The 22,929-nt window shown below is 41.9% G+C and carries 17 protein-coding genes; 5 read left to right on the top strand and 12 right to left on the bottom strand.

The genetic code is table 11. The annotated features are described in order from the left end of the window. Positions 1-46: 46 nt before the first annotated feature. From CKO50_RS03445 to CKO50_RS03430, 4 genes are all read right to left on the bottom strand, one after another. Positions 47-556: a GNAT family N-acetyltransferase gene (locus CKO50_RS03445; protein WP_095727021.1), complete on the bottom strand. Its 510-nt coding sequence runs from the start codon at positions 554-556 to the stop codon at positions 47-49. Between the two features lie 18 nt (positions 557-574). After that, the gene (locus CKO50_RS03440; RefSeq protein ID WP_095727020.1) at positions 575-1,879 is read right to left on the bottom strand and encodes a hypothetical protein; all 1,305 of its coding nucleotides are present in this window, start codon (positions 1,877-1,879) and stop codon (positions 575-577) included. A gap of 59 nt (positions 1,880-1,938) precedes the next feature. After that, positions 1,939-2,556, bottom strand: a complete 618-nt coding sequence (locus tag CKO50_RS03435) for an aspartyl/asparaginyl beta-hydroxylase domain-containing protein (RefSeq protein WP_095727019.1) — start codon at positions 2,554-2,556, stop codon at positions 1,939-1,941. A gap of 84 nt (positions 2,557-2,640) precedes the next feature. Continuing rightward, positions 2,641-3,372 (bottom strand): hypothetical protein, encoded by a 732-nt coding sequence (locus CKO50_RS03430; protein WP_095727018.1) that lies wholly within the window; start codon positions 3,370-3,372, stop codon positions 2,641-2,643. Positions 3,373-3,628: 256 nt separating this feature from the next. On the opposite strand from CKO50_RS03430, the gene CKO50_RS03425 reads away from it, so the two are divergent. The 4 genes from CKO50_RS03425 to CKO50_RS03410 are packed head-to-tail and all read left to right on the top strand — an operon-like array spanning position 3,629 to position 10,148. Further along, positions 3,629-7,495, top strand: a complete 3,867-nt coding sequence (locus tag CKO50_RS03425; protein ID WP_095727017.1) for a TOMM system kinase/cyclase fusion protein — start codon at positions 3,629-3,631, stop codon at positions 7,493-7,495. Next, complete coding sequence (locus CKO50_RS03420; RefSeq protein ID WP_095727016.1) at positions 7,488-8,975, top strand: hypothetical protein; 1,488 nt, start codon at positions 7,488-7,490, stop codon at positions 8,973-8,975. The genes CKO50_RS03425 and CKO50_RS03420 overlap by 8 nt, the downstream gene beginning before the upstream one ends. Next, complete coding sequence (locus tag CKO50_RS03415; RefSeq protein ID WP_069019668.1) at positions 8,968-9,213, top strand: hypothetical protein; 246 nt, start codon at positions 8,968-8,970, stop codon at positions 9,211-9,213. The genes CKO50_RS03420 and CKO50_RS03415 overlap by 8 nt, the downstream gene beginning before the upstream one ends. A 20-nt stretch (positions 9,214-9,233) precedes the next feature. After that, positions 9,234-10,148 carry a hypothetical protein gene (locus CKO50_RS03410; protein ID WP_095727015.1) on the top strand — a complete coding sequence of 305 codons (915 nt, stop codon included), beginning with the start codon at positions 9,234-9,236 and terminating at the stop codon, positions 10,146-10,148. Positions 10,149-10,293: 145 nt separating this feature from the next. Here the strand turns inward: CKO50_RS03410 and CKO50_RS03405 are convergent, their stop codons facing one another. After that, positions 10,294-12,471 carry an OsmC domain/YcaO domain-containing protein gene (locus tag CKO50_RS03405; RefSeq protein ID WP_095727014.1) on the bottom strand — a complete coding sequence of 726 codons (2,178 nt, stop codon included), beginning with the start codon at positions 12,469-12,471 and terminating at the stop codon, positions 10,294-10,296. Positions 12,472-12,734: 263 nt separating this feature from the next. Here CKO50_RS03405 and CKO50_RS03400 point away from each other — a divergent pair, with 263 nt between their 5' ends. After that, entirely contained in the window at positions 12,735-13,637 is a 903-nt protein-coding gene (locus CKO50_RS03400; RefSeq protein ID WP_095727013.1) for a phytanoyl-CoA dioxygenase family protein, read from the top strand. An 81-nt stretch (positions 13,638-13,718) separates the two neighbouring features. Here the strand turns inward: CKO50_RS03400 and CKO50_RS03395 are convergent, their stop codons facing one another. From CKO50_RS03395 to CKO50_RS03365, 7 genes are all read right to left on the bottom strand, one after another. Then, complete coding sequence (locus tag CKO50_RS03395) at positions 13,719-14,327, bottom strand: GNAT family N-acetyltransferase (RefSeq protein WP_095727012.1); 609 nt, start codon at positions 14,325-14,327, stop codon at positions 13,719-13,721. 128 nt (positions 14,328-14,455) lie between these two features. Next, positions 14,456-15,049, bottom strand: coding sequence for a sulfotransferase family 2 domain-containing protein (locus CKO50_RS03390; RefSeq protein WP_095727011.1), 594 nt, complete (start codon positions 15,047-15,049; stop codon positions 14,456-14,458). Positions 15,050-15,119: 70 nt separating this feature from the next. Beyond that, positions 15,120-15,782, bottom strand: a complete 663-nt coding sequence (locus CKO50_RS03385; RefSeq protein WP_095727010.1) for a hypothetical protein — start codon at positions 15,780-15,782, stop codon at positions 15,120-15,122. Positions 15,783-16,160: 378 nt separating this feature from the next. Beyond that, positions 16,161-19,277, bottom strand: a complete 3,117-nt coding sequence (locus CKO50_RS03380) for an efflux RND transporter permease subunit (RefSeq protein ID WP_095727009.1) — start codon at positions 19,275-19,277, stop codon at positions 16,161-16,163. Positions 19,278-19,289: 12 nt separating this feature from the next. Continuing rightward, positions 19,290-21,011 (bottom strand): efflux RND transporter periplasmic adaptor subunit, encoded by a 1,722-nt coding sequence (locus CKO50_RS03375; RefSeq protein ID WP_095727008.1) that lies wholly within the window; start codon positions 21,009-21,011, stop codon positions 19,290-19,292. Beyond that, entirely contained in the window at positions 21,004-22,326 is a 1,323-nt protein-coding gene (locus CKO50_RS03370; protein WP_095727007.1) for a TolC family protein, read from the bottom strand. The genes CKO50_RS03375 and CKO50_RS03370 overlap by 8 nt, the downstream gene beginning before the upstream one ends. Further along, positions 22,326-22,799 (bottom strand): DUF411 domain-containing protein, encoded by a 474-nt coding sequence (locus CKO50_RS03365; RefSeq protein ID WP_095727006.1) that lies wholly within the window; start codon positions 22,797-22,799, stop codon positions 22,326-22,328. The genes CKO50_RS03370 and CKO50_RS03365 overlap by 1 nt, the downstream gene beginning before the upstream one ends. Positions 22,800-22,929: the final 130 nt, after the last annotated feature.

Genomic DNA, 22,929 nt, shown 5'->3' with positions numbered 1-22,929 from the left:
AAGCGAGGCGCTTTATTACCTTTCGTTTATTACCCCTCTTTTTAAATTAACCTAAAACTATACTTCTCAACGCTGGCGGATACCAAATTAGTAACTCATAAGGAGCCTTAATTGATTCAATTTTAAAGCCTAGCTTTTGATATAAACGCTTTGCATCATAATTATTTTGCAATACCGACAAAGTCATTGGCACGCCGGATTGAGCAGCAGCTTGCTGGAAAGATTGAACAACCGCTGCACCGAGTCCTAATCCACGAGCTTGAGGTATTAAAGCAATTTCTATTAATCTCACTTCATTATTACCAAAGTCAATTGTCGCCTTGCCTATTCGCTCATGGTGCTTTTCAATAATAAAATACATAGCGTTTGGAAATTGATCTCCATAGCCATTACTTTGCGCCTTAAACTGCATTTCAATAATTGATTCAATAAAATCCTTATCTCCATCAATTAATTGCAAATCTTGCCGAGTGCTATGGTGTAAGCTTTCCAGAAAGCCTTTATCTTCTGGTTTTGACGGTCTAACATATAATCCATCTGGAGGCGTAAACTTCATCACTCTTACCTTTATACTTTAACTATAAAAACCGACTACTTTTCGATTAATAGCACCAACTAATTTATCGTCAAGTCGATTACCAATTTTATCAAGAAGCCAAAACTCAAATTCCTCAAACAATCTAAACCGATACAAGGCTTCTAAAACCAATTCTAAACTTAACTCAAGTTCACCCCATATTTGTGTATCCAAAGACCACTCACATTCATGGTTGTTAATATCAAGCTTATTTACTTTATTTAATTGGCATTTAACGAAGATACGTTTAATTTGGAAAATTCCAGACTCACCCACCTCATGATAAGCGGGAAGATTTGGTAAACTTTCATCAGGGAAGCTAAAGATGAACTCAGGTATTGGATCGTTAATATACTCAAACGTGATCCGATCACCGGCCTTTAGATTTTTATCGTGATACTTAATTGGTAAATTCAAGCTGCATTGGTTTTCGGTGAGTCTATGCTCTCTATAGACTTGGATTTCCGTTTTCAATTCCAGTGTATGATAAACTTTCCCGCAATCCGGTACCTCAAACGAACCAGATAACACATCTAGGTTATTCTCATTGAGTGCGCTTGCTGTGTTTTTATCGAGACGGAAAAACGAACCAAGCTCAACTGGGTTGACTCTTTGCTCACTTTTCATCAGAGAACTTGGATTGCATAGCCAAGCAGTAAGCTCAATTTCTTGAGGTATGAGCTCTCCATCTGGCTTTAAAAACTGTTGAAGGTGACTAAAAATCCATACTTGAGGCTCTCTGCGTAATAAGGTATTCATGGTCTCGGAAATGATGAGATCAAACTCTATTGGTTCTTCAGGTAGCCAAGTTGTTGCATCTGCGTGCACTATACGTTTCACCATATGAGCGATATCAAGTTTAGTTACCAGCTCATGTATTGCTTGCGTATTTTGTGGATGAATATCTAAAAGTATTACTGAGACTGGACTCGTTTTGTGGAGCGCGAGAAAAGGTAATAGTAATACACCATATGGCCCGGTCCCTGCGTAGAGGATATTTATATTATCTTGCTGATTGATTTTGTCTCGTATCGCGCTCGCAACGCCCTGCATAAATATCTGACTACGTAGCGTTTCTAGTAAACATTTAGCTGCCTGAACAGGTGAAATCGCGACCCCTTTGTCAGTGTTTATATCAGACCAATCATTCATATCGAAGTCAGTGGATACGCCTGTAAGCTCAGCTAGAGCCTCAGACATAGCTACTGCGTGAGGTCTATTTAGCCCAGCATCAATATCATTTAAGAGCAATGCTTGAGAATGCTCTAGCAATTTTTTTACTTGGTACACGCTAGACGTCATTACAGATCCTTCAATCTATTACTTTTAAATCGCTTGCTAACGAAACACACTGCATTTTTTTAACTTGTACAATTTTCACAAGGAATGTTCATTGAGCCTGACTGGCAATCTATTAACCAATCATTTACTTTACAATCAATAACGATATTGACTCTATCAAGGTTTCCTCGGTTAGCTACGCTGTGTATTTTGTCCGCATTTATGTACCACACCTCTCCCTCTTTCATTGGTACTTGCATACCATCAACAACAAACTCAAGAGCAGTGTCGATGACCAAAGGAATATGAAGTCTTGCTTCACCATTTTCGATACAAAGGCCGCCATCTCTGTGAGGTTTTATAAAAGCACCGGCTTTCAATCGCATTATTCTTACGGAGAGAACTTCACAAGGGAAATTATCAATGAATGACTTAAGTAGCGGCTTTTCTTCTAATATAGGTAAGTTTTGCCAATGAGTGCCTGACTCAATCGCAAAGTTTTGTAAGATCGGGTGAGCAGATAAATGCTCTGACAAACAACGCAACGCAACTACGTCCCATCCACCGTCGTAATTTGCTTTATTTACATGGTCAGTCCAAGCCAGCTCACTTAGTGTTCCCAGCTCGTCGAGCACTTGTTGATGTTCAAGAAAAATTGGAAGCTTAAAATAAGCTAACCGTTCCTTACTGTATGGCATAACCATCCTTAAGTTCACAGATAACTACCCTAACTCAAGATCCAAACTACTTAAGCAGCAAATCTGAACAAGCCCTTAATTAGCTTAGTCCACCTCGATAAAATTGCGAATATTTTGATCTAACTTCCATTGACGATCTGAAAACTTCCCACCATTGATAATAATCTGATTAGCGCCATCGATACTTGTAACTGTGCGTTTTTGCTTTTGGCTCAATGTATAGTTTTTTAAAAATACTCCATTGCTTTCAAAAACTTTGATACTAGAACTACCAGAATTCAAGACAAATAACTGATTAGACTTGCCAATAGTGATGCTCTTTGGACCGTTGAGTTGATAGTCTTGCTCAATTCCGAACTCGCCAAAAGTGCCCACTATTTCACCGCTAAAGTCAGCTAACACTATGTGGTGCTTTCCTGGTTGCAATAAATAGAGCTGTTGTTGTGTCGGATCTATAGCAAAATCTTTAAGATCACTAATGTATTTAGGTAAAGGCAACTCATTGGAAGCTGGCCTACCTTGGGTATCAAAAACTCTGATCACTCTTTCATGTTCGAAGTAAACGTAGAGAGAATCTCCGTAACGCCTAATTATATTAGCCCTTTTTTGGAAAGAAACTCGCTCCCCTGAGGGGCTCAGAACATCCCTGATAGGTACTTGAATGCCAAGTTCATTCAATAGATTTTCAGGAAGCCTTTCCGTTGTATCTTTTGATACTCCAGAAGCAGTGAAGCTTTGTCTAGCAAAGCTAACAGGAGGTAAGACTGATGCAACCGTGAGTGCTGCACCAGCAAACATAAACGTTCGGCGTTTCATTCATTTTTCCTTTTTATTCTTATAGATAAAGTATGCCAACTTTTTCGAGTAGAAGGAATTACACTCCATTACAAGCAACATTCCAAAAAACACTCTCAAGTAAAAACAAAATATTTTCAAATAGTTACAAAATCCCCACATCAACCCAGACTGTTAATTATCCAACTTTTAAAAATAATTAAAATTCTCATGCTAGACAAGTATTTACATTCCAATTACCCTATACCATTAACAAAAAATAAGAATTAGTAATCATATGTCTCTGACACAGTTTTCGGATAGCTATATTGTCGATGTTTTCCAATCTGACAAATACCAACTACTTGAAAAAATTGGAGAAGGTGGATTCGGTAAAGTTTTTAAGGCGCGCCAAATAAACACAGGGCAAATCGTTGCGCTAAAATTTTTGGCGTTAGAACCACAACTGGAAGCGACGAAAAAGCATAGATATGCGGAACGTTTCAATCGCGAAACCTTACTTTGTAGTCAATTAAATCACCCAAATATCGTACGGTTATTAGATAAAGGACAATTAAATGAAAATTTAATGTTCGGGGTATTCGAGTATGTAGAAGGACAAACGCTACGGGACTACCTAAGTCAAAATGGCGCAATTGATTCTGTGTATGCAACCGACATCATGTTGCAAGTTTTAGACGCGCTAATTCACGCTCATCAACAAGGTATTATCCATAGAGACATAAAACCAACCAATATTATGCTAAGCCAGTCTGGCGCAAAGACTTATGCCAAAATACTCGATTTTGGTATTGGCACACTGGCACAAGAAACCCGTCAACATGACTTTGAAACTATCACGCTTACACAAGAAACATTGGGCACGCCTTCTTACAGTGCACCAGAACAATTACGAGGTGAGCCAGCCTCAGCTAAATCTGATCTATATGTCTGGGGGTTAGTATTTTTAGAATGTTTGACTGGTGTTCCTGCGGTAACAGGCACAAGTGTCGCTTCGATTTATCACAAACAATTAAGCGATGTGCATATTCCAATTCCAAGCGCACTACTTGGCCACCCTCTTGCTGGCCTTCTCAGACGCGTACTCAATAAAAGTGCGCTGGAGCGCGTGATCACCGCAACCGAGGCATTTTCTGAACTTGCACGAATGAACGTATCGAACCTTGTTGGTGTGCTAAATGATGTTAAAGCTCAACATGGTTACGACGAAACCACAGTAATGATCCGCGATGATGATCCTAATCATCGTGCCCTTCAAGAATATACGGCGCTTACTGAGCGCAAGCAGCTCACCATTCTTGCGGTAAGATTAAGTGTTAAAGCACTCGACAATCAAGATAAAGACTTCGATGTCATCGACACGGTTTATAAATCTCAACGCAATCACTTTATTGATATCGCTACTCGTTACGGCGCTTATCACGTAGGTAACCTCGCCGATACCAGCTTGTTTTATTTTGGCTACCCTGTCAGCAGCGATAACGATGCGCGACTATCTGCCCGTACCGCACTTGAAATGATAAGCGAGCTTGCCAAACGTAACGCGCTAATGCAAGAAGCCCACAGAGTCGCGCTTAACGCCCATATTGGCATTCATACCGGTGTATTTATTACCTACGCCAATGCCGTTCCTGAAGGACATCACGCGAATATTGCAACAACACTCTCCCGTGAAGCTGGTGAACGCCAAATCTTATGTAGCGCAGAGTCTCGCTCACTCCTTGATGCTTTTTCTGAATTTAATCTGTACGGTCAATTACAAATAGGCCCGTTATTTGAACTAACGCCAATTTATAACTTACAGGGTGAGCGCCGCATCGAAGCGTTTGGTTTTATGCGCGGTACAAAAAACCACCATGAACTTGTTGGTCGTCACCTTGAGCTTGAACAGACACTTTCAATCATAAATAACGAAGGCGCGACCCGCATCGCTCACATTCATGGTGAGGCTGGCATAGGTAAATCTCGGCTGCTGCAAGAAATTCGTGCTAATGCACCGCAATATCAGCATTTAGTCGCCCAGTGTTTACCAGAGCATCAAAATAATGCTTTGTATCCAATTTTAACCCTGGTCAAGTACCTATTTAACACCGAGCAGCTTGATGCTCATTCAGCCAATACCGTGTTTAGTTATGTATTATCGAACATGGATAGTAAGTTAGAGTTAGCGCAGGCTATCCCTGTTTTACTAGTTTGGCTCAATATCTCACTTGGTGATGAAGTCACCCCTTCTACACTTTCTCCCGATGAGCAGAAGCAAGTATTGTTTAAAGGGCTTTGTGCATTGTTACTGTCAAATCGTCACGGGCTCAGTAAATTTAAACTCTACATTATTGAAGACATTCACTGGGCAGATAGCACCACCCTAGAGTTTTTACATCACTTTGTCAGCGCGCTCGCTTCAGGTGATGTTTTACTAAGCACTTCAAGACAAGCGGTGCCTAATCAGCTAAAAGACCTCACCTTAGTTGACGTTTGCCTGAAAAAACTAACCGAAAAGGCCACCGAAGACTTTATCATTAATCTATTTGATGGCCGCCGAGTGTCAGAGCAAGTTCTCAAATTACTTACCAGTCGCACCGACGGTATTCCCCTATTTATTGAAGAACTCGTCAACATGTTAAAGCAAAAGGCATTAGTTGGAGATAAAGGCGGAGAGATTGACTTTCTTGCACCAGATAAACTTGACCAAGTACCCACGAGTTTAAGAGAGTCATTACAACAAAAACTAGATAGTCTCAGTCACGCCAAAGAAACAGCACAGCTTGCGGCAACGATAGGCCGAGAGTTTGAATATGATTTACTCGTCGCGGCATCGTCTTTAAGCGAAAACCAGATTCAGAATGACTTAAATGAGTTGATAGCAAATGACCTTATTGTGCAGCAACGTCGTGTTGATAACGATAGCTATATTTTTAAACATGCGCTGGTGAGAGATGCGGCTATAGCTAGCATTCCTAGCTTTCTACACACACAGCTTTATAAAAAGTTAGCAAACGTTCTTTTGTGCAATGATAGTACTCACTTTAATAGCCGTGTTTCTTTACAGCTCCAAGCTGAATATTACATTGGTGCAGAACTCATTGAACTTGGAATAGGCTCCCTGATTGCCGCTGGTAATGAACAGAATCAAAAAGGTGCCTATAAAGAGGCAATGAACCTATTATCAGGTGCTGAAGGCTTATATCAAAGTAAAGCGCTTGATAAGGTAGAAATTGCGTTGAGAATTTACCTTGGGATTGCGCACAGCCTCTCAGCAACCCTTGGTTTTTCCGATCCTCATGTCGAACTTTATTATAATAAAATTAACGAACTGGAGATATCGGCAGCTGATCCTGAGCTAGTGTTGGCTGCTCACTTTGTGTCTTCAGTCTTTGGTATTGTTACCTGCCAACATCACATGACAAAAAGAGCGCTTGATAGCCTCTCAGAAATAGCAAATGAAAAAAATGGTCAGCATTTAAAAGTACCAGTTTTATTTCAGCTAGGGCAATTTGCTACTGTAAGCGGAAAGCCAGAAGAAGGTTTTTCATACTTAAAGCAGAGTTTAGCTGTATATGACCCTACGCACCGTAAGTTTTATAGTGAGCTAATAGCATACGATATAGAAGTTGCGATTCGAGTTTATGGCGCACTAAATGCGGCACAGATTGGTGATCGTAAAATCGCTTTAGACTGGCTTGAAAAAGCCTTAAATCAGGCAAAATCTATAAACAACCCCCACACTATAGCCCATAGCTATGTGAGAGCATCGCAGCTTTATATAATACTTAGGCAACCAGAAAAAGTACTTGAATATGCTGATTTAGCACTAACAGTATCCAATTTACACGGCTATCAATTATGGACAGCTTTTGCGAAATGCTTTAAAGCATGGGCATTAGCAACACTTAACGGCAACCGTTCGGAGGAAAGCCCTGTTTCACTGTTTGAACAAGGAACACAGTTTCTAGACGCTGTAGGACTAAAGTCTCATGCACTCTGGCTAGCTGCGTTAAAATCCCAAGTTTTATATAAACTTGGCCACAAACCTCAGGCTTTAACACTTATTTCAACTACAATCAAAGATCTGAAGACTAGCGATGAAAAGCTATATCAACAAGAAATTATCGACACAATAAGGATGATTGAAAATAATGAATAAGTTATTAATTAAACTAACTATTAACTTATCCTTTGTATTCTCTATTGCTTCCTCATGGGCAGCCGATCCGCTGACTGAGTTAAAGAATGAAATAAATAAAAGTATAAATTCCAAAAACTCTAGATTCCTAAAATATGGAAATACGAATAAAAAGTCTGAATTCCCTAGAGTGCCCAATCAGTTTATATGCACTTTCCCTGATGGAAATCAAATTTATAATATAATCAAAAAAAACAATGAAATTATTGAAGATATTACCGATAAATCAGTGCAACTTGCAATGGTTCAGGAGCTAAGGGCATTTGAAGAAAAAATAATGAACATTTCCGCTTGGGATTTGTTTCTCTCGGTAAACAGTAACATAAACAGTAAAAACAGTGCTTTTCCAGATTCAGTGAGTTTTACCTCTGATTACATCCCTCGCTGGGGAGCTTGGCTTCACGACACGACATCGTCCCCCAAATTAGTTGATGCGAATACATTTGAGATGAACGCAAAATCAGTGAGTGATGGTAATTGGAAGTGCCAAGGTGATTGTCTGAAGAATACACTCGACTTGGAACTGTTTTCTAAAGAGCAAAGAGTAGATGGCGGTGGTATCCTCATCGACCAAGCTGGAAATCCTATCTACTACGAAAGCCGTGCAAACGGGCTGTTATATCAAGATCTTGCTGAAGGGTTTCAATATAGTGTTCCTATGTCTTTTCCTCTTGGGCAATGTACTGAATACATAGACATTGGACTTGAAGTAGGTGGAGAGGCCGGTAAAAGGCAAAATATTTTACCTGTTGTTTCTGTGAAACTTGGATGGAAAATTCTTACAAAGCAAGACGATCCAAACAAATACTTTTCAATGGAAAACATTACATTAAATCAAAATGGCAAGACAGTTCAGTCCAAATTGGGACTAGTCGCAATGCATGTTGCTATTAAAGAGCAGCGCCAATATCAGTGGCGTTGGGTAACATTCGAACATATTGATAACCTCAACGAGCCAGAACAACATAGCTCTGAGACGCCAACTTTTAATAACCCTAATTGTCATGATTGCTGTGACAATTTACTACCAAAGAAAAGTGATAGTCCAGCTCAGCTAACACGACTTGAGCCCCTTTCAACTAATACAATTTTGCTAAATAATAAAATGCGCTCATTATTGAAAAGCAATAACTCCGTTTTTCAGCACTATAAGCTAGTAAGAACTCAATATACGAGTCTTGTCACTCCTAATTTGAAACAATTTTTTATCGAGCGAACACCTAGTGACGCAAGAAATGCTGTTTTAGAGCCATTTGTATTGCCAGAAATAACAAATTGCTCAAATAAAGAAAAATACATCGTACCTATACATACATTCAAAACTGGCTGTATGGGGTGCCATAAGTACGCAGAATATAAAACGAAAAATGGTAAATCTGAAACCGCAGACTTTACTTTTATCTCTCCATTAAATATACAAAAGGAAAATACAAATGAGTAATAACAATATCGATTTCGCATATGCAGTGATCCATAATATTGATAATGCAACGGAAGATTTCAAAGCAAAACCAGAGATCCTTATGGCAAAGTTTGAACTAGAAGAAAACGCTAAAGAAAAGCTAAGAGAAATAGGTAAGGCTTGGAGTAATGGACAAACCACAGATGTAGAAAAAGGCTGGGCAGAATTTGCAGAGCAATTCATAGGCCCTGAACTATTCGCTGCAATGCGCTGGTAGTCATAATTATGCAGGTTGTTATGTCAAACTATATCAAACTAGTCGAAAAAAGTCTTATCGCTCTGCGAGTAGATAACAGTGCGATAAGTAAGGTGCTGGATAAAGTCAATCCTATTGAAGCTTCTACTTCTAGTATATTTATCGAAACAAGACCTTTAGATCAAGGTAAGCTGGATATAACAACCTGCCACCACTTTACAAGAGATTGGGAATGCGCAGGTCTAGACAACTTAAAATTTGACCTAATAAAGAAACTGGATTTCAAATATAGACCAAAGACAGTCTGGTTGGAATACGATGACATTGCTGAAAGTGAGACTTCACCCGGCTTGCACCTTAGTGTAAACCAACAGACCATGGTCAATATATCTGAACTATGCGATATCCTATTTAATAGCGGCACACCTATCGACAATGAGCATTTTGAACGGTTATTACAATTAGCTGAAATACAGCATATTTCTAATCTTCACAGAGACCATGATGAAACGCTGAAACTACACCTCAAACCAAATAATTTGAGCAGTATCAAGCTCATAGAGGAGTTTTCTACATTTATCACTGACAACTCTTGTATGGAAATGGTTGAAAGTGTTTGCCAACTAGATGAAAGTTATTTTGACTATATATTTCTAGACTTAAGCTTTTATAACAACGCCCCTCTTCCCATAATTGGGATATATCTTTCTAATAAGAATAAAAAAAGTAAAAATTATTTAAGTGACTTTAAGCGGATATTAGCCTTCTTAGAGCTGGAAATTTCAGCTGTGGAAGCAATATTTTCGCTCATTAATAATGAAGAAGATGTCTGTCTAGACATAAAAATCGTCATCACAGCAGAAACTATTTACACTAAGCTTTACACCGGTGTCATAAATAGCCGAGCAGTAGATGTGGAAGAAATGGCAAAAAAACTGAAATTGGTTTTTAGTTAATGTAAAAACCAATGTCAGCGTATACGAATTTTAAAGAGCCACTTTGGTATTTGTTGAGCACATTAGTGAATAATACTTACATTAATGTTAACTCGATAAGAAATGTTAATAAAGGTGCTAAAATCTCAGCACCTTTAAGTTTATTTTAGGCAAGTTTCCCCCTTGCTGCATGAAGTTTCTTATAACTTTCAATAAGACGCAGGTGCTTATCTAAACCTTCCAACTTCATGTTAGTTGGCGTTAAGCCATAGAATTTCACATCGCCATTAATTGAACCAATAACCGCATCCATCACCTCTTTAGAGAACATGCGAGTAAAGTTATGAATGTAATCTTCAATTTCTAGCTCTTCATCCAACGCGACTTCAAGTGTGGCATGCATTGCTTGGTAGAATAAGCCACGCTCAACGGTGTTGTCGTTAAACTGCAAAAAGGTTTCAACTAGTTCAATGGCCGCTTCGATATCTCCAAGCGCTAGATAGATTAAAATCTTAAGCTCAAGAATTGTAAGCTGACCCCACACCGTATTTTCGTCAAACTCAACACCAATTAGGGTGATAATATCGATATAATTATCAAGCTGGCTGTCTTCTAAGCGCTCAACAAAGTTAGCTAATGCTTCGTCATCTAGAGAATGGATGTTGAGAATATCTTCACGATATTGCAGTGCTTTATTGGTGTTGTCCCAAATAAGATCTTCGGCAGGGTACACCTCAGAAAAGCCCGGAACCAAAATACGACAAGCGATCCCTAAGTCTGTGAACTCCGCAATATAGGCTTCTTTACCTAACCCTTCCAAAATGCCAAATAACTTATCGCATTCTTCTTCATTCGTGCCTGTAAAATCCCACTCAACAAAGTCGTAGTCATGCTTCGTACTAAAGAAGCGCCAAGAGATCACCCCCGTTGAATCGATAAAGTGCTCAACAAAATTCTCTGGCTCAGATACCGCCATGCTGTTAAACGTAGGTTTTGGTACATCGTTTAAGCCTTCAAAACTACGGCCTTGTAACAACTCAGTTAAACTGCGCTCAAGTGCAACTTCGAAGCTTGGATGCGCACCAAAAGAAGCAAACACACCGCCGGTTTTAGGGTTCATCAACGTCACACACATTACAGGAAATTGACCGCCCAGAGACGCATCTTTCACCACCACAGGAAAGCCCTGTTCTTCAAGCCCTTTTATCCCTTCAACAATACCTGGATATTTAGCAAGTACAGACTCTGGCACGTCAGGGAGCACGATTTCCTGTTCTATGATTTGCTTTTTCACCGCGCGTTCAAAGATCTCAGATAAACACTGCACTTTCGCTTCAAACAGGTTATTACCTGCACTCATACCATTGCTAAGGAATAAGTTTTCTATTAGATTTGACGGAAAATACACGGTTTCACCATCAGAATGGCGAGTATACGGAATAGAACAAATACCGCGCGCTACATTACCTGAATTTGTGTCGATTAGATGCGAACCGCGTAGTTCACCTTCAGGGTCGTAAATTTCACGAGTGTAGTCGTCTAAAATTTCAGTAGGAAGCGCATCATCAGCTTCGGGTTTAAACCACTTTTCGTTCGGGTAGTGAACAAATTCAGCATTTGCGATTTCTTCACCAAAAAACTGATCATTATAAAAGAAGTTGCAATTTAAACGCTCAATAAACTCACCAAGTGCCGAGCAAAGCGCGCTTTCTTTGGTTGCCCCTTTACCATTGGTGAAACACATTGGTGAAGCAGCATCTCGAATATGTAATGACCAGACGTGTGGCACGATATTACGCCATGACGCAACTTCAATCTTCATGCCTAAATCCGACAGGATCTTGGTCATATTTGCAATAGTCTGTTCAAGCGGAAGGTCTTTACCTAGGATAAAAGTGCTGTCGCTTTCGCTGGTATCAACCATCAGTATAGCCTGCGAGTCATTTTCAAGGCTTTCAACCGCTTCCACTTGGAATTCAGGTCCTGTTTGGATCACTTTTTTAACGGTACAGCGGTCAATTGAACGCAGGATACCTTGGCGGTCTTTTTCAGAAATACTTTCCGGAAGCTCCACCTGAATTTTAAAAATTTGGTTATAGCGATTTTCAGGATCAACGATGTTGTTTTGCGCCACACGAATTCCATCCGTTGGAATGTCACGCGCATTACAATACACCTTCACAAAGTAAGCAGCACAAAGCGCTGAAGAAGCTAAAAAGTAGTCAAATGGACTTGGGGCTGAGCCATCGCCTTTATAGCGAATTGGCTGATCCGCAATGACAGAAAAGTCGTCAAATTTGGCATCAATTCTGAGATTGTCGAGGTAATTTACTTTGATTTCCATTGGAAGGTTCCGGTGTGTTGCAATCGAAAACGCCAATTGTACTTGAGGATGCAAAGTGGTGCCAATGGAAGTTTCTGTTTATTCGAGTTGAGTTAATATAAACAAAATCCACAATGTAACCCACTGTAATTGCTCTAACAGGCATTTTAAGACACTATGGTCAGTGCTGTAGCTGAGACAGACTCTATTTGCTGGGCGAGTGAATATACTCGACAAACAACACTTAAGTCTGACAAGCAACAAAATAACTAGGAAGTACACGCATGACGATTGTGAGCAAAAGCAAACTCGATTTTTACAAAAACAACGGCTTCGTTTTATTTGAACAGACTATACCCAACACGCTGCTAGAAAAGCTTAAGCTTTTATCTAATGCGCTTGAGAGTAAAGCAAAACAAGCACAGCAAGACGGAAAAGTCGCGACTCAATACCATTTATCAAATGAATCAGGTGAGCCAAAACTCTTTCGTTATAATGATTTGCTTTTTGAAGCGCCCGAGTTAATTGTCGAACTACTCGCGACACCTGCAATGTTAGCGATCAGTGAACACCTTTGTGGTGTAGGCAGCGTTCCATTGCAATGTGACTTAGTCTGCAAATATCCACATCCCCACCCTCACATAGCTTGGCATCAAGATGCGCCTCATTCTCGTCATTTTGCATATTTAAACGTCGGTATCTATCTTGATGATGCGAATATAGATGACGGGTGCTTACGCTATTTGCCAAATTCCCAACACCAAATTTTGGATATTTATTCTCTCTCGAGCGAATATGGCTGGAACATTCCAGGGGCTGTACAGCAACCAGCTAAAGCCGGAGATATCTTAGTTCAAGACATGATGGTTTTACATGGCTCAGAGCCGAAACGCAGTGAAGGTCCGAGAAGGACAATATATGTAGAGCTTCGGCCACTTGCAGGTGTCAATGAGAATCAAAGTAGTGAATGGGCTGAGCTTAGAAAGCAGTGGATGGCGCACGTTATTCAGGCTGCAGACCCAGAAGACGTACCTGAGAGTTGGCTAGCCGTTTATGGTGAACCCAATTATGATTTGAATACGCTAGTAGAGCGTATCAAACAGAAACGAGAGGCCGTGATCCCAGCTGTTTGGGCACCGAAAATTGTTGAGCACCCAGACTATCCTACACCCGCCGACCTACGTTAGTCTGCATGAAGTAATTGTCACCGCTTATCGATGACAATTACCTCTGACCATACTGTGTTTGAAATTTTCTCTCACTTCACCTTAGCTAAAATCAAAAACACGATTTACTTCAATGCCATAGCACACTTCTTCAAACCTAAATCGTTTCATTGTTATCCCTTGGGCTTGGTCGAGGTTTACCGCCCCATGCTTTTCGTAAAAGCATCTCGCTTGTTTGTTCTGCTCATAAATCCAGGTATACGCGCTTTGGCAGCCTTGCTCATAAAGCGTTAACAGACGCGCCTTCAACAGCGCTTGACCTAATCCACGGTTCTGATGGCTTGGCAAAATATAACCGCGATATAGTTCACCCGCATTTATTCTCGATACTTTTTGGCTAACCGGGTTATACATTCGGCGATAAACCCCAGCAGCGCCGCAGCCTAATATTTTCCTGCCATCAGTCACAAGCAATGCTGTTTGGGTTGTCGAATTTTTGATAATCTCAGACCAAATAGTTGCAAAAAATTCGACGTTTCCCCTTTTTAGCACGTGCTCTGGTAAAAATCCGCTAAAGGCCGCTTGCCAACTCACCTTGGTGACTAAAGCCATTTCCTCTATATCCGAGGTGCAGGCAGTCTTTATGGTGATTTTTTCTGGCAGGTTAAATACGTCAACAATTGCCTTTTCATCTAACTCCGTGATATCCATATAAACACTCAAAAGCTCTTTTAAGTAACAATTAACACATTATTGTTACAAGCTGTGATTTATACAAATATTTATTCTAACTTTCTTCTTGCTTGGATATTTAACGTTTTTCACAAGGCCGACTACTATCAAAATTTATACCCAAATTGATAAATATCATCTATGAAAAGCTCTTCAGCCAATTTTAACGCTAAATCTGAGTAGTAATGACGATAGTGCCTACTCGATGCTTGATTATAATAAGGCAAATAATAATCTTTGCTCCCCAACCTCCTTAAAATTCGATCACTGTCTTTTTGATAGTTTTCAAAGCGGCAGATTTCATTAACGAGTGAATTTCCCAGATGATCGGATAACTGGGACCATTGACTCCACGACCTTGCGCTGTGCTGCTCTGCAACCATTTCTTGTACAAATAGTTCAAACCTCTCTTTCTCAGCATAATGATGCTTCTCAGATACCGCTTCTGAGTGTAGACTTTTACCTTTCTCTAATAGTGAATACCAAGAAACAAGTCTTTCCCATGGGTTACGTACAAAAGTAAATTTAAACGTACTCTCAAACGCTTCCGGCAATGCCGCTCTAGCCTCAAGAAGCGACGCATGCTGGCTGCCTATCATCCTTAGGTCTGGCGCCGTTTTCCTGAGGACACTACATAACGACGTACCGCCAGTGCGGCTGATGTGGCAGAACAAAAAATTAAACTTTTTAGAATAAAACATAGGCCTCAATCATTTCAGACTGCAAAATGCATTTTCTTCACTTTGTTAAAGCCTCCTTGGTCAAGAATAACTACAAAGTCGAAATCAGGTCTCGCTGACTCACCTTACCAAGTTTAAGCTGTTCGTAAGAATGATAGATAGCCTTTTTGCTATCTTGCAGTCGCTCGGCAATGTCTTCACCTTCAAGTAACGCGGCTTGCGCGGCTTCTAGCCTATCTTGCGTATCAGTAATAATTGCTGTTAATTTTGCTTTATCTGATCTAATTAGCGTACTGTCCTGCTCAACTTTTTGCTCAAGCATAGTTAACAACTCTGAACGTACTGACACCGTTTTATACTCTTTAAAGTCCAATCCCAGATGATTAAATAACAACGCTTGGTTCATCTCTTCTGGTGCAATTTCTACTTCAATTGGCATCTCTACAATGTTCGTCATTATTTCACGATACATCTCAATGTTATATTCACGGCTGCCTATTTTGTGATTCGAACTCACCAGAGCTTCATGGGCTAGCTTTTCAGCTTGCTCAAAATGCTTGGTAAGGTAAGTCGATTGGGCGTTGTTCGGGGCTTTTTCTTGTACAGCTTTTGCGGCTTCCATAAACGAAGGTGTTCTTGAATTTTTTGCCGCCGAATTAGAAATGGCTTGATCGCTCACAACATTATTGTTCTTTCGACTATAAAGATCGTTCGAACCATACATTTGTGAATAAGGTGAATTTTGAATGTACATACTCGCTCCTTGTTGCATTGGTTGTTTTAGTACAGCAATAAGTGCGCCAAGGAAGCATGGTTAGGATCCCAAGAGTCTTTTAACCATTTTTTGGGTGTAATCGGGTTTTACCAAACCAAAGTTTGCCGTTCAAGCGCTTAATCTTACTGCGCTTGAGGCAAACTTTTTCCGCTATAGATTAATTAACCTGAGCTTCGGATAATTAATGCCTTTCTAGCAGCCAATTTTAGCGCTAACTGCGTTGAATTCACTTCCAATAGCCAGCTATTGGTGCGTAAATTCGTCTAGTTATCCCTAAAACTCTCTGGCTAGATAAGGGGATAATTTAATGTGTGTTTAAAAACAATTAGTTAGTTCATTCCTTATCCAAACGTCAGGTTAATTATTAACTTTCTCACGCCAACGGATCATCAACATATACACTACAGGTAACACCACTAAGGTAAGTAGTAGTGCGCTTGCCATGCCGCCTACCATAGGCGCGGCGATGCGGCTCATTACCTCAGAACCTGTGCCCGAACCGTAAAGGATTGGCAATAACCCGATAATAATCGTTGCCACCGTCATCATGACTGGACGAATACGCTTGCCCGCGCCTTCTAAAATGGCATTGTTAATGGCCTCAAGGGTTATGATCGGTTGTTTCTCCTTAAGCTCGCTGATGGCTTGGTTGAGATACACGAGCATAATAACGCCTATTTCAACGGCAACACCAGCAAGCGCTATAAAACCAACGCCAACTGCGACCGAAAAGTTAAACCCCTCAAGGTATAGTAACCACAGTCCACCAATCATCGCCATAGGTAACGTCGCCATGATAATTGCCACTTCGCTAAAGCTTCTAAAGTTCAAATAGAGTAAAACGATAATGATCCCAAGCGTGAGCGGCACCACATAAGTCAATTTAGCTTTAGCACGCTCCATATACTCGTATTGACCAGCCCAACTGATGGAATAACCTGCAGGTAACTCCAGCTGCTCGCTCAGCACTTGTTTAGCAGCTGCCACATAGCTGCCTACATCAACACCGTCTAAATCGATAAACGTCCAACCATTAATGCGAGCGTTCTCGCTTTTAATGCCCGGAGGCCCATTTTCAATATAGATAGTTGCCACATCACCTAGGGCAATATTTAATCCCTCGGCGGTGATTATAGGAAGCTTCCGCAGTGCTTCTGGAGAGTCGCGTAAGTCTTGCGGGTAGCGCAAACTAACCGGATAGCGCTCTTGTCCTTCAATGGTTTGCGTGACATCCATTCCACCAATTGCAGTTGCGACCACTTGCTGGACATCAGCAATATTAAGCCCAAATCGCGCGGCTTTATCACGTTGAATATCGACCTTAATATAGCGCCCCCCAGCGACCCGCTCTGAATAGACCGAAGCTGTACCCTCTACCTTACTCAGAATACGTTCAAGATCTTGACCAATCTTTTGGATAGTATCTAAATCTGGACCTGCAACTTTAATCCCAACAGGCGTTTTAATCCCCGTCGCGAGCATATCAATACGCGTTTTGATGGGCATCACCCAAGCATTGGTTAAGCCCGGAAACTGTACCAGCTTATCGAGCTCCGCTTTGAGCTTTTCAGTGGTCATTCCCTCACGCCACTGATCTTTAGGTTTTAATTGAATAAAGGTTTCAATCATCGTCAACGGGGCTGGATCGGTTGCTGTTTCCGCGCGACCGATTTTGCCAAAGACATTTTTTACCTCAGGCACCGTCGCTATCAACTTGTCGGTTTGCTGCAAGATTTCTCTGGCTTTACCAATCGAAATACTTGGATATGTAGTCGGCATATACATTAAATCCCCTTCATCCAAAGGTGGGATAAACTCANTGCCGATTTTATCCATTGGATAAAAGCCAACGACAGTAATAGCTGCAGCGGCTAACAACGTCAGCTTGGGAAAGCGTAAAACTTGTTTCAACAAGGGCATATACGCCCCAACCAACATTCGATTGATTGGATTTTTATGCTCAGGCACAACTTTACCGCGAATAAAGTATCCCATCAGCACAGGAATAAGCGTAATGGCAAGCCCTGCCGATGCGGCCATCGCATACGTTTTAGTGTATGCCAGAGGGGCAAACATACGCCCTTCTTGCGCCTCAAGAATAAACACAGGTAAGAAGCTTACGGTAATAATCAGCAAACTAAAAAACAGCGCAGGACCAACCTCAGAAGCCGACTTAGCGACGATTTCCCAGCGATTTTCATCATTGAGTGGCGTTTTTTCCATGTGTTTGTGCATGTTTTCAATCATCACGATTGCACCGTCGGTCATCGCCCCGATAGCTATGGCTATGCCACCAAGGGACATGATATTTGCATTCACCCCTTGAAAATACATCACGATAAAAGCAACCAAAATACCAAGTGGCAAAGTGATCACAGCAACCACGGAAGAGCGAATATGAAATAAGAACACCACACACACTAAGGCCACCACCACCAGCTCTTCGAGCAGTTTAGACCAAAGATTATCAATGGCTTTGGTGATAAGCTCGGAGCGATCGTAAACCGTCACCACTTCGACACCTTCAGGTAAGCCTTGTTGTAGCTCAGCAAGTTTTTGTTTTACGCCATCGATGGTTTTTTGCGCATTTTCTCCAAAGCGCATAACCACAACGCCGCCCACAACTTCTCCTTCGCCGTTAAGCTCGGCAATGCCACGACGCATTTGCGGTCCAATATTGACAGACGCAACATCTGCTATCGTTAATGGCGTGCCTTTGACAGCTTGCCCAAGTGGGATAGCTTCAATATCTTTAACGCTTTGAATATATCCCGTACTTGTCACCATATATTCGGCTTCAGCCATCTCAATCACAGAAGCGCCCGATTCTTGGTTACCGCGTTGCAACGCCTGCTGCACATGCGTAAGCGGAATACCGTAAGCGCGCAGTTTATTGGGATCAACCTGCACTTGATACTGTTTCACCATCCCGCCAATCGGCGCTACTTCTGACACGCCGGCAACCGATTGCAGCTCAAACTTTAAAAACCAATCTTGTAAGCTGCGTAGCTGGCTAATATCGTGTTTACCGGTTTTATCAACTAATGCATAAAGATACACCCAACCCACCCCAGTGGCATCAGGGCCCAACTGCGGTTTTGCCGCATCGGGTAATTGTGGTGCGACTTGACTTAGATACTCGAGCACCCGACTGCGCGCCCAGTAAAGATCCGTTTTATCATCAAAGATAACGTAAACATAGGAATCCCCAAAGAAGGAATAACCACGTACGGTTTTTGCGCCCGGTACAGAGAGCATTGCGGTGGTCAGCGGAAATGTCACCTGATCTTGCACCACTTGTGGTGCCTGTCCTGGATAAGGTGTTTTGACAATGACTTGTACATCAGACAAATCTGGAATGGCATCGACAGGCGTGTTTTTAAGGGTAAATAGCCCGGCCCCCACCAGCATCAGTGTCAGCAGTACCACAAAGAAGCGGTTGTATACTGACCAGCGAATTATTGCTTGGATCATTGTAAATGCTCCTTAGTGGCCAGAGTGCATATTCATCGACATCTCACCTGCAGGTTTGATATCAGTCACCACAAATTCGTCACCCACTTCAAAGGTGAAAGTCACCGTCATTTCTGTCATAAGCTGGCTTAGATCAATGTGCTCAGCTGCAACAAAGTCCATCGTTGTTGCGGGACGGTCCCATTTTTCAATGGCGTCGCGAGAAATATTAAGCACTCGGGTGTCAGGGGTGATGGTGTTTATCACGCCGCCCACTGTTGCTGTTGGTAAAGTATTTTCGGTCGTACTTCCTTCGGACATAATGTGAATGCCAGTCAGTAATACGCTACCGTCATCCTGTTTCGTGGCTTCAAAATGCAAAATCTGTCCAGCGTTTAATTCGTCAACATCGACACTGTCAGCCACGGTAAAGTCCATCACCATTTCAGGCCATTCCCACTCAGGTACGGGTTGATGATCAATATTCACCACTCGACTTTGGTAGTTCACGCTTTGAACTTCTCCTTCAATCCAAACTGACTTAGCCTCTGCAACTGGCGCCATACGCATAAAGTCAGAGGTAATACTCGATTGAGAATCAATCAGGAATTGGGCTGACGTAACAATCTTGTCTCCTTCGTTAAGGCCATTGAGGATTTCAATGTTTTCATCACCAATTTGACCCAGTTCAACGGCAACCGATTTAAAGCTACCGGGCGCAACTTCAACGACAACGCGATTTTGTTTGGCGGTGCGGATCACAGACTCACTCGGCACTTGCAATACATCGTCACGAGAATCGGCATGAATGTTCACTTGCGCAAACATATTTGGCTTTAATAGCGCATCACTGTTGTCAAACCTGAGCCTTACTCTAAGTGTCCGTGTTTTTTCATTGAGTGAGGGGTAGACGTAATCGACTTGCCCTCGCCACGTTCTGCCGGGTAAAAAGTCTAACCTCATGGAAACCGCTTGCCCCTGAGCGACCAACATAGCATCACGTTCAAATACATCAGCTTCGACCCAAATTTCGTCAAGTTTGGCGATACTCATGAGCGTTGTGCCTGGTTTTACGTAAAACCCTTCTCGGATCTGGAGTCCATCCAACACCCCAGATTGACGCGCATAAAAGGTAATGCTTTGATGCACTTCACCCGTTTTTTTAAGCGTATTGATAAAGTCATCACTCAGGTGCAATGCTTTGAGCCTTTCATGCGCTGCGTTTATCAGCGCCTGATTATTACGCTTTCTAGCAATAAGGTATTCTTCTTGCGCATTGACCAATTGCGGCGAATACAAGGTGTACAGAGGTTCGCCTTGCTTCACCGGATCTCCTGCTGCTTTCACGTAGAGCTTTTCAACCCAACCCTCAACTCGGGGGTGAATATGAACTAAGCTATCTTCGTTGTACTGAACATACCCAACAGTCCGGATTTGGTGAGACATCGCTTGACGCATGGCCAACGCAGTGCGAACGCCCAAGTTGTTTTCAACGTGAGGCGCTATCTCCACAACCCCCTCACCAAATTTTGCATTCGCAGACTCTTCTTCGTACACAGGCACAAGATCCATTCCCATCGGAGACTTACCTGGCTTATCACGACGATAGTTCGGATCCATAGGTGCAACCCAATAAAGTGGCGCTTTCTCAGCGTTTTGCGCTACCGCAGACTCGTTACTTGAAGAGAGATTTATCNCCCCCCCTGCCGTTAATGTCGTGACGGCAACCAGCGTCATTTTTAAGTTGTTATTCATGGCTTGCATCCTCTTCAATTTGAGCCAAATAGTAGTTACTGCGTACCACCGCTTTTAACAATGCAATATCAATGGAAAGTGCTGATAACTGCGCATTCAGTTTCGCGATACGCGCCCTCACTACCTCGGAAAAGTCGCCATCATCATTGGTATAAGCAGTCAATGCAGCTTCGGCCTGTTCAGCGCTTTGTGCCACAATTGATTTTGCGTATAGCGATTGCCTCTCTTGCAATCGTTGGATAGTTTGAATTTCTCCATTTACGTTTGAAAACAGCTGCTTTAGCACCAGCAACCGGTCGGTTTTACTCGCCTCAACTTGTGCAGTCGCTGCCGCTGTTTGCTGATCTTGTTTTCCATCTGTGAATAACGGAACGTCGAATGACACACCAACGCTAAAAAAGTCGGTGCGAGACATCTGATCTGGTGCATCATCCCGATACGCGTAACTCGCATTGACTGAAAACTGTGGTTTATATGCCTGCTCAGCTAACTTTACCCCTTGATTGGCACGGTATGTATCAACGTCGGCTGCAACAACCAACGGGTGATGAGTCAAATGTTGTACTACAGCTTGGCTATCAACTGGGCGTTGCTGCATCAATTTTGGCGCAATTGAGCGGATCAACGGAAGTGTCACTTCGTTTTGGTCAAGGACACTCAGTGCATTTGAATTAGTGAATGCATCATTTAACAGCCATTGCGAAAGCTTTGCCTTAGCAGTATTAAGCTGCTGATAAGCCGCGGAGCGCTTGTCATCTAATTGCATCACCTCAAGCTGAGCACGGATCACATCTTGCTGGCGTGTTGCACCCAGCGCATTGGAGTAGCTAGCATTGGCAATTTCTACCATTTGGTCAAACAACACACTATCGCGTTCAATCAGCTCTAACGTCTTTTTGGCTTGTACAATATCAAGCCACACCTGAGAAACGTCACGGCGCACTTGCGCTTTTCTATCTGCTTGTAAAATCGGTTGCTTTTTAGCGTCAAGTGCCAATTGTTGGCTCTTAATTTCGAGGCTATCTCCTCGCGGCAACATCTGCATCACACCAACTTTAAGCTGGGTCATCCCCTCTTGATTAAACTCCCAACTATCAACAGGCAGGTTCATCATGCCTATGGACACCTGAGGATCAGGATAGCTTAGTGCTTCACGGCTCATCGACTGCATCGCCGCTCGCTTGTATTGGCTAGATTTCAGCCAAGGATCGTTACTGATGGCTGCATCTATTGCTTGCTCTAACGTTGCAATATTGGCCAGTGCTATCTGTGGCAGTATCAAGGTTGCGATAAACAGGGAAACTTTGATTGTCATCAGAATTGCTCCTCGTAGCTGTCGATTTCAGCAAAAACCTCATGGCTCCCATCTTTTTTGAGTAGCAATACTTGATAAGGCATAAAACGCTCGCCAACTTCCATACCGGGCGAGCCAAGTGGCATCGCAGGCACACTCAAGCCGATGTTTTGTATGTCTTGAGTTAACGTTTCGTTTTGCAAAAACAGTTTAATAAACTTGGCAGGAACATGCCCTTCAAAAATAAAGCCACTTTTAGAAACCCCAGTGTGGCAAGATTGATAATTTTGCTTAATACCAAACTTACGCTTAAGTGAGCCAAGATAATTTAAATCGGTGGCTTTGTGCGCGATACCTTGTGCAGTTAAATGGTTTAACCACAGTTCACAACAGCCGCAGGTTGGGGACTTAAAGACTTCCAATTCTATATTAGATTTACCATATGCCATGGCGCTCATAAGCCATAGCGTCACCACTAAATAAAACTTTTTCATGCTAACCTCGCATGTAATACCAACTGAATTACTGCAACTGGTATCAATAAAATCGTTGAAAATTACGCCAAAAAAGACGATTACTCGTACAAAACTTTGAAATTAAGGCAGATCTGCCCTGAGGTTAGGC

This window comes from Pseudoalteromonas sp. HM-SA03 (assembly GCF_002289345.1).
Lineage (GTDB): Bacteria > Pseudomonadota > Gammaproteobacteria > Enterobacterales > Alteromonadaceae > Pseudoalteromonas.
This window is presented reverse-complemented; position numbering and strand designations above follow the sequence as displayed.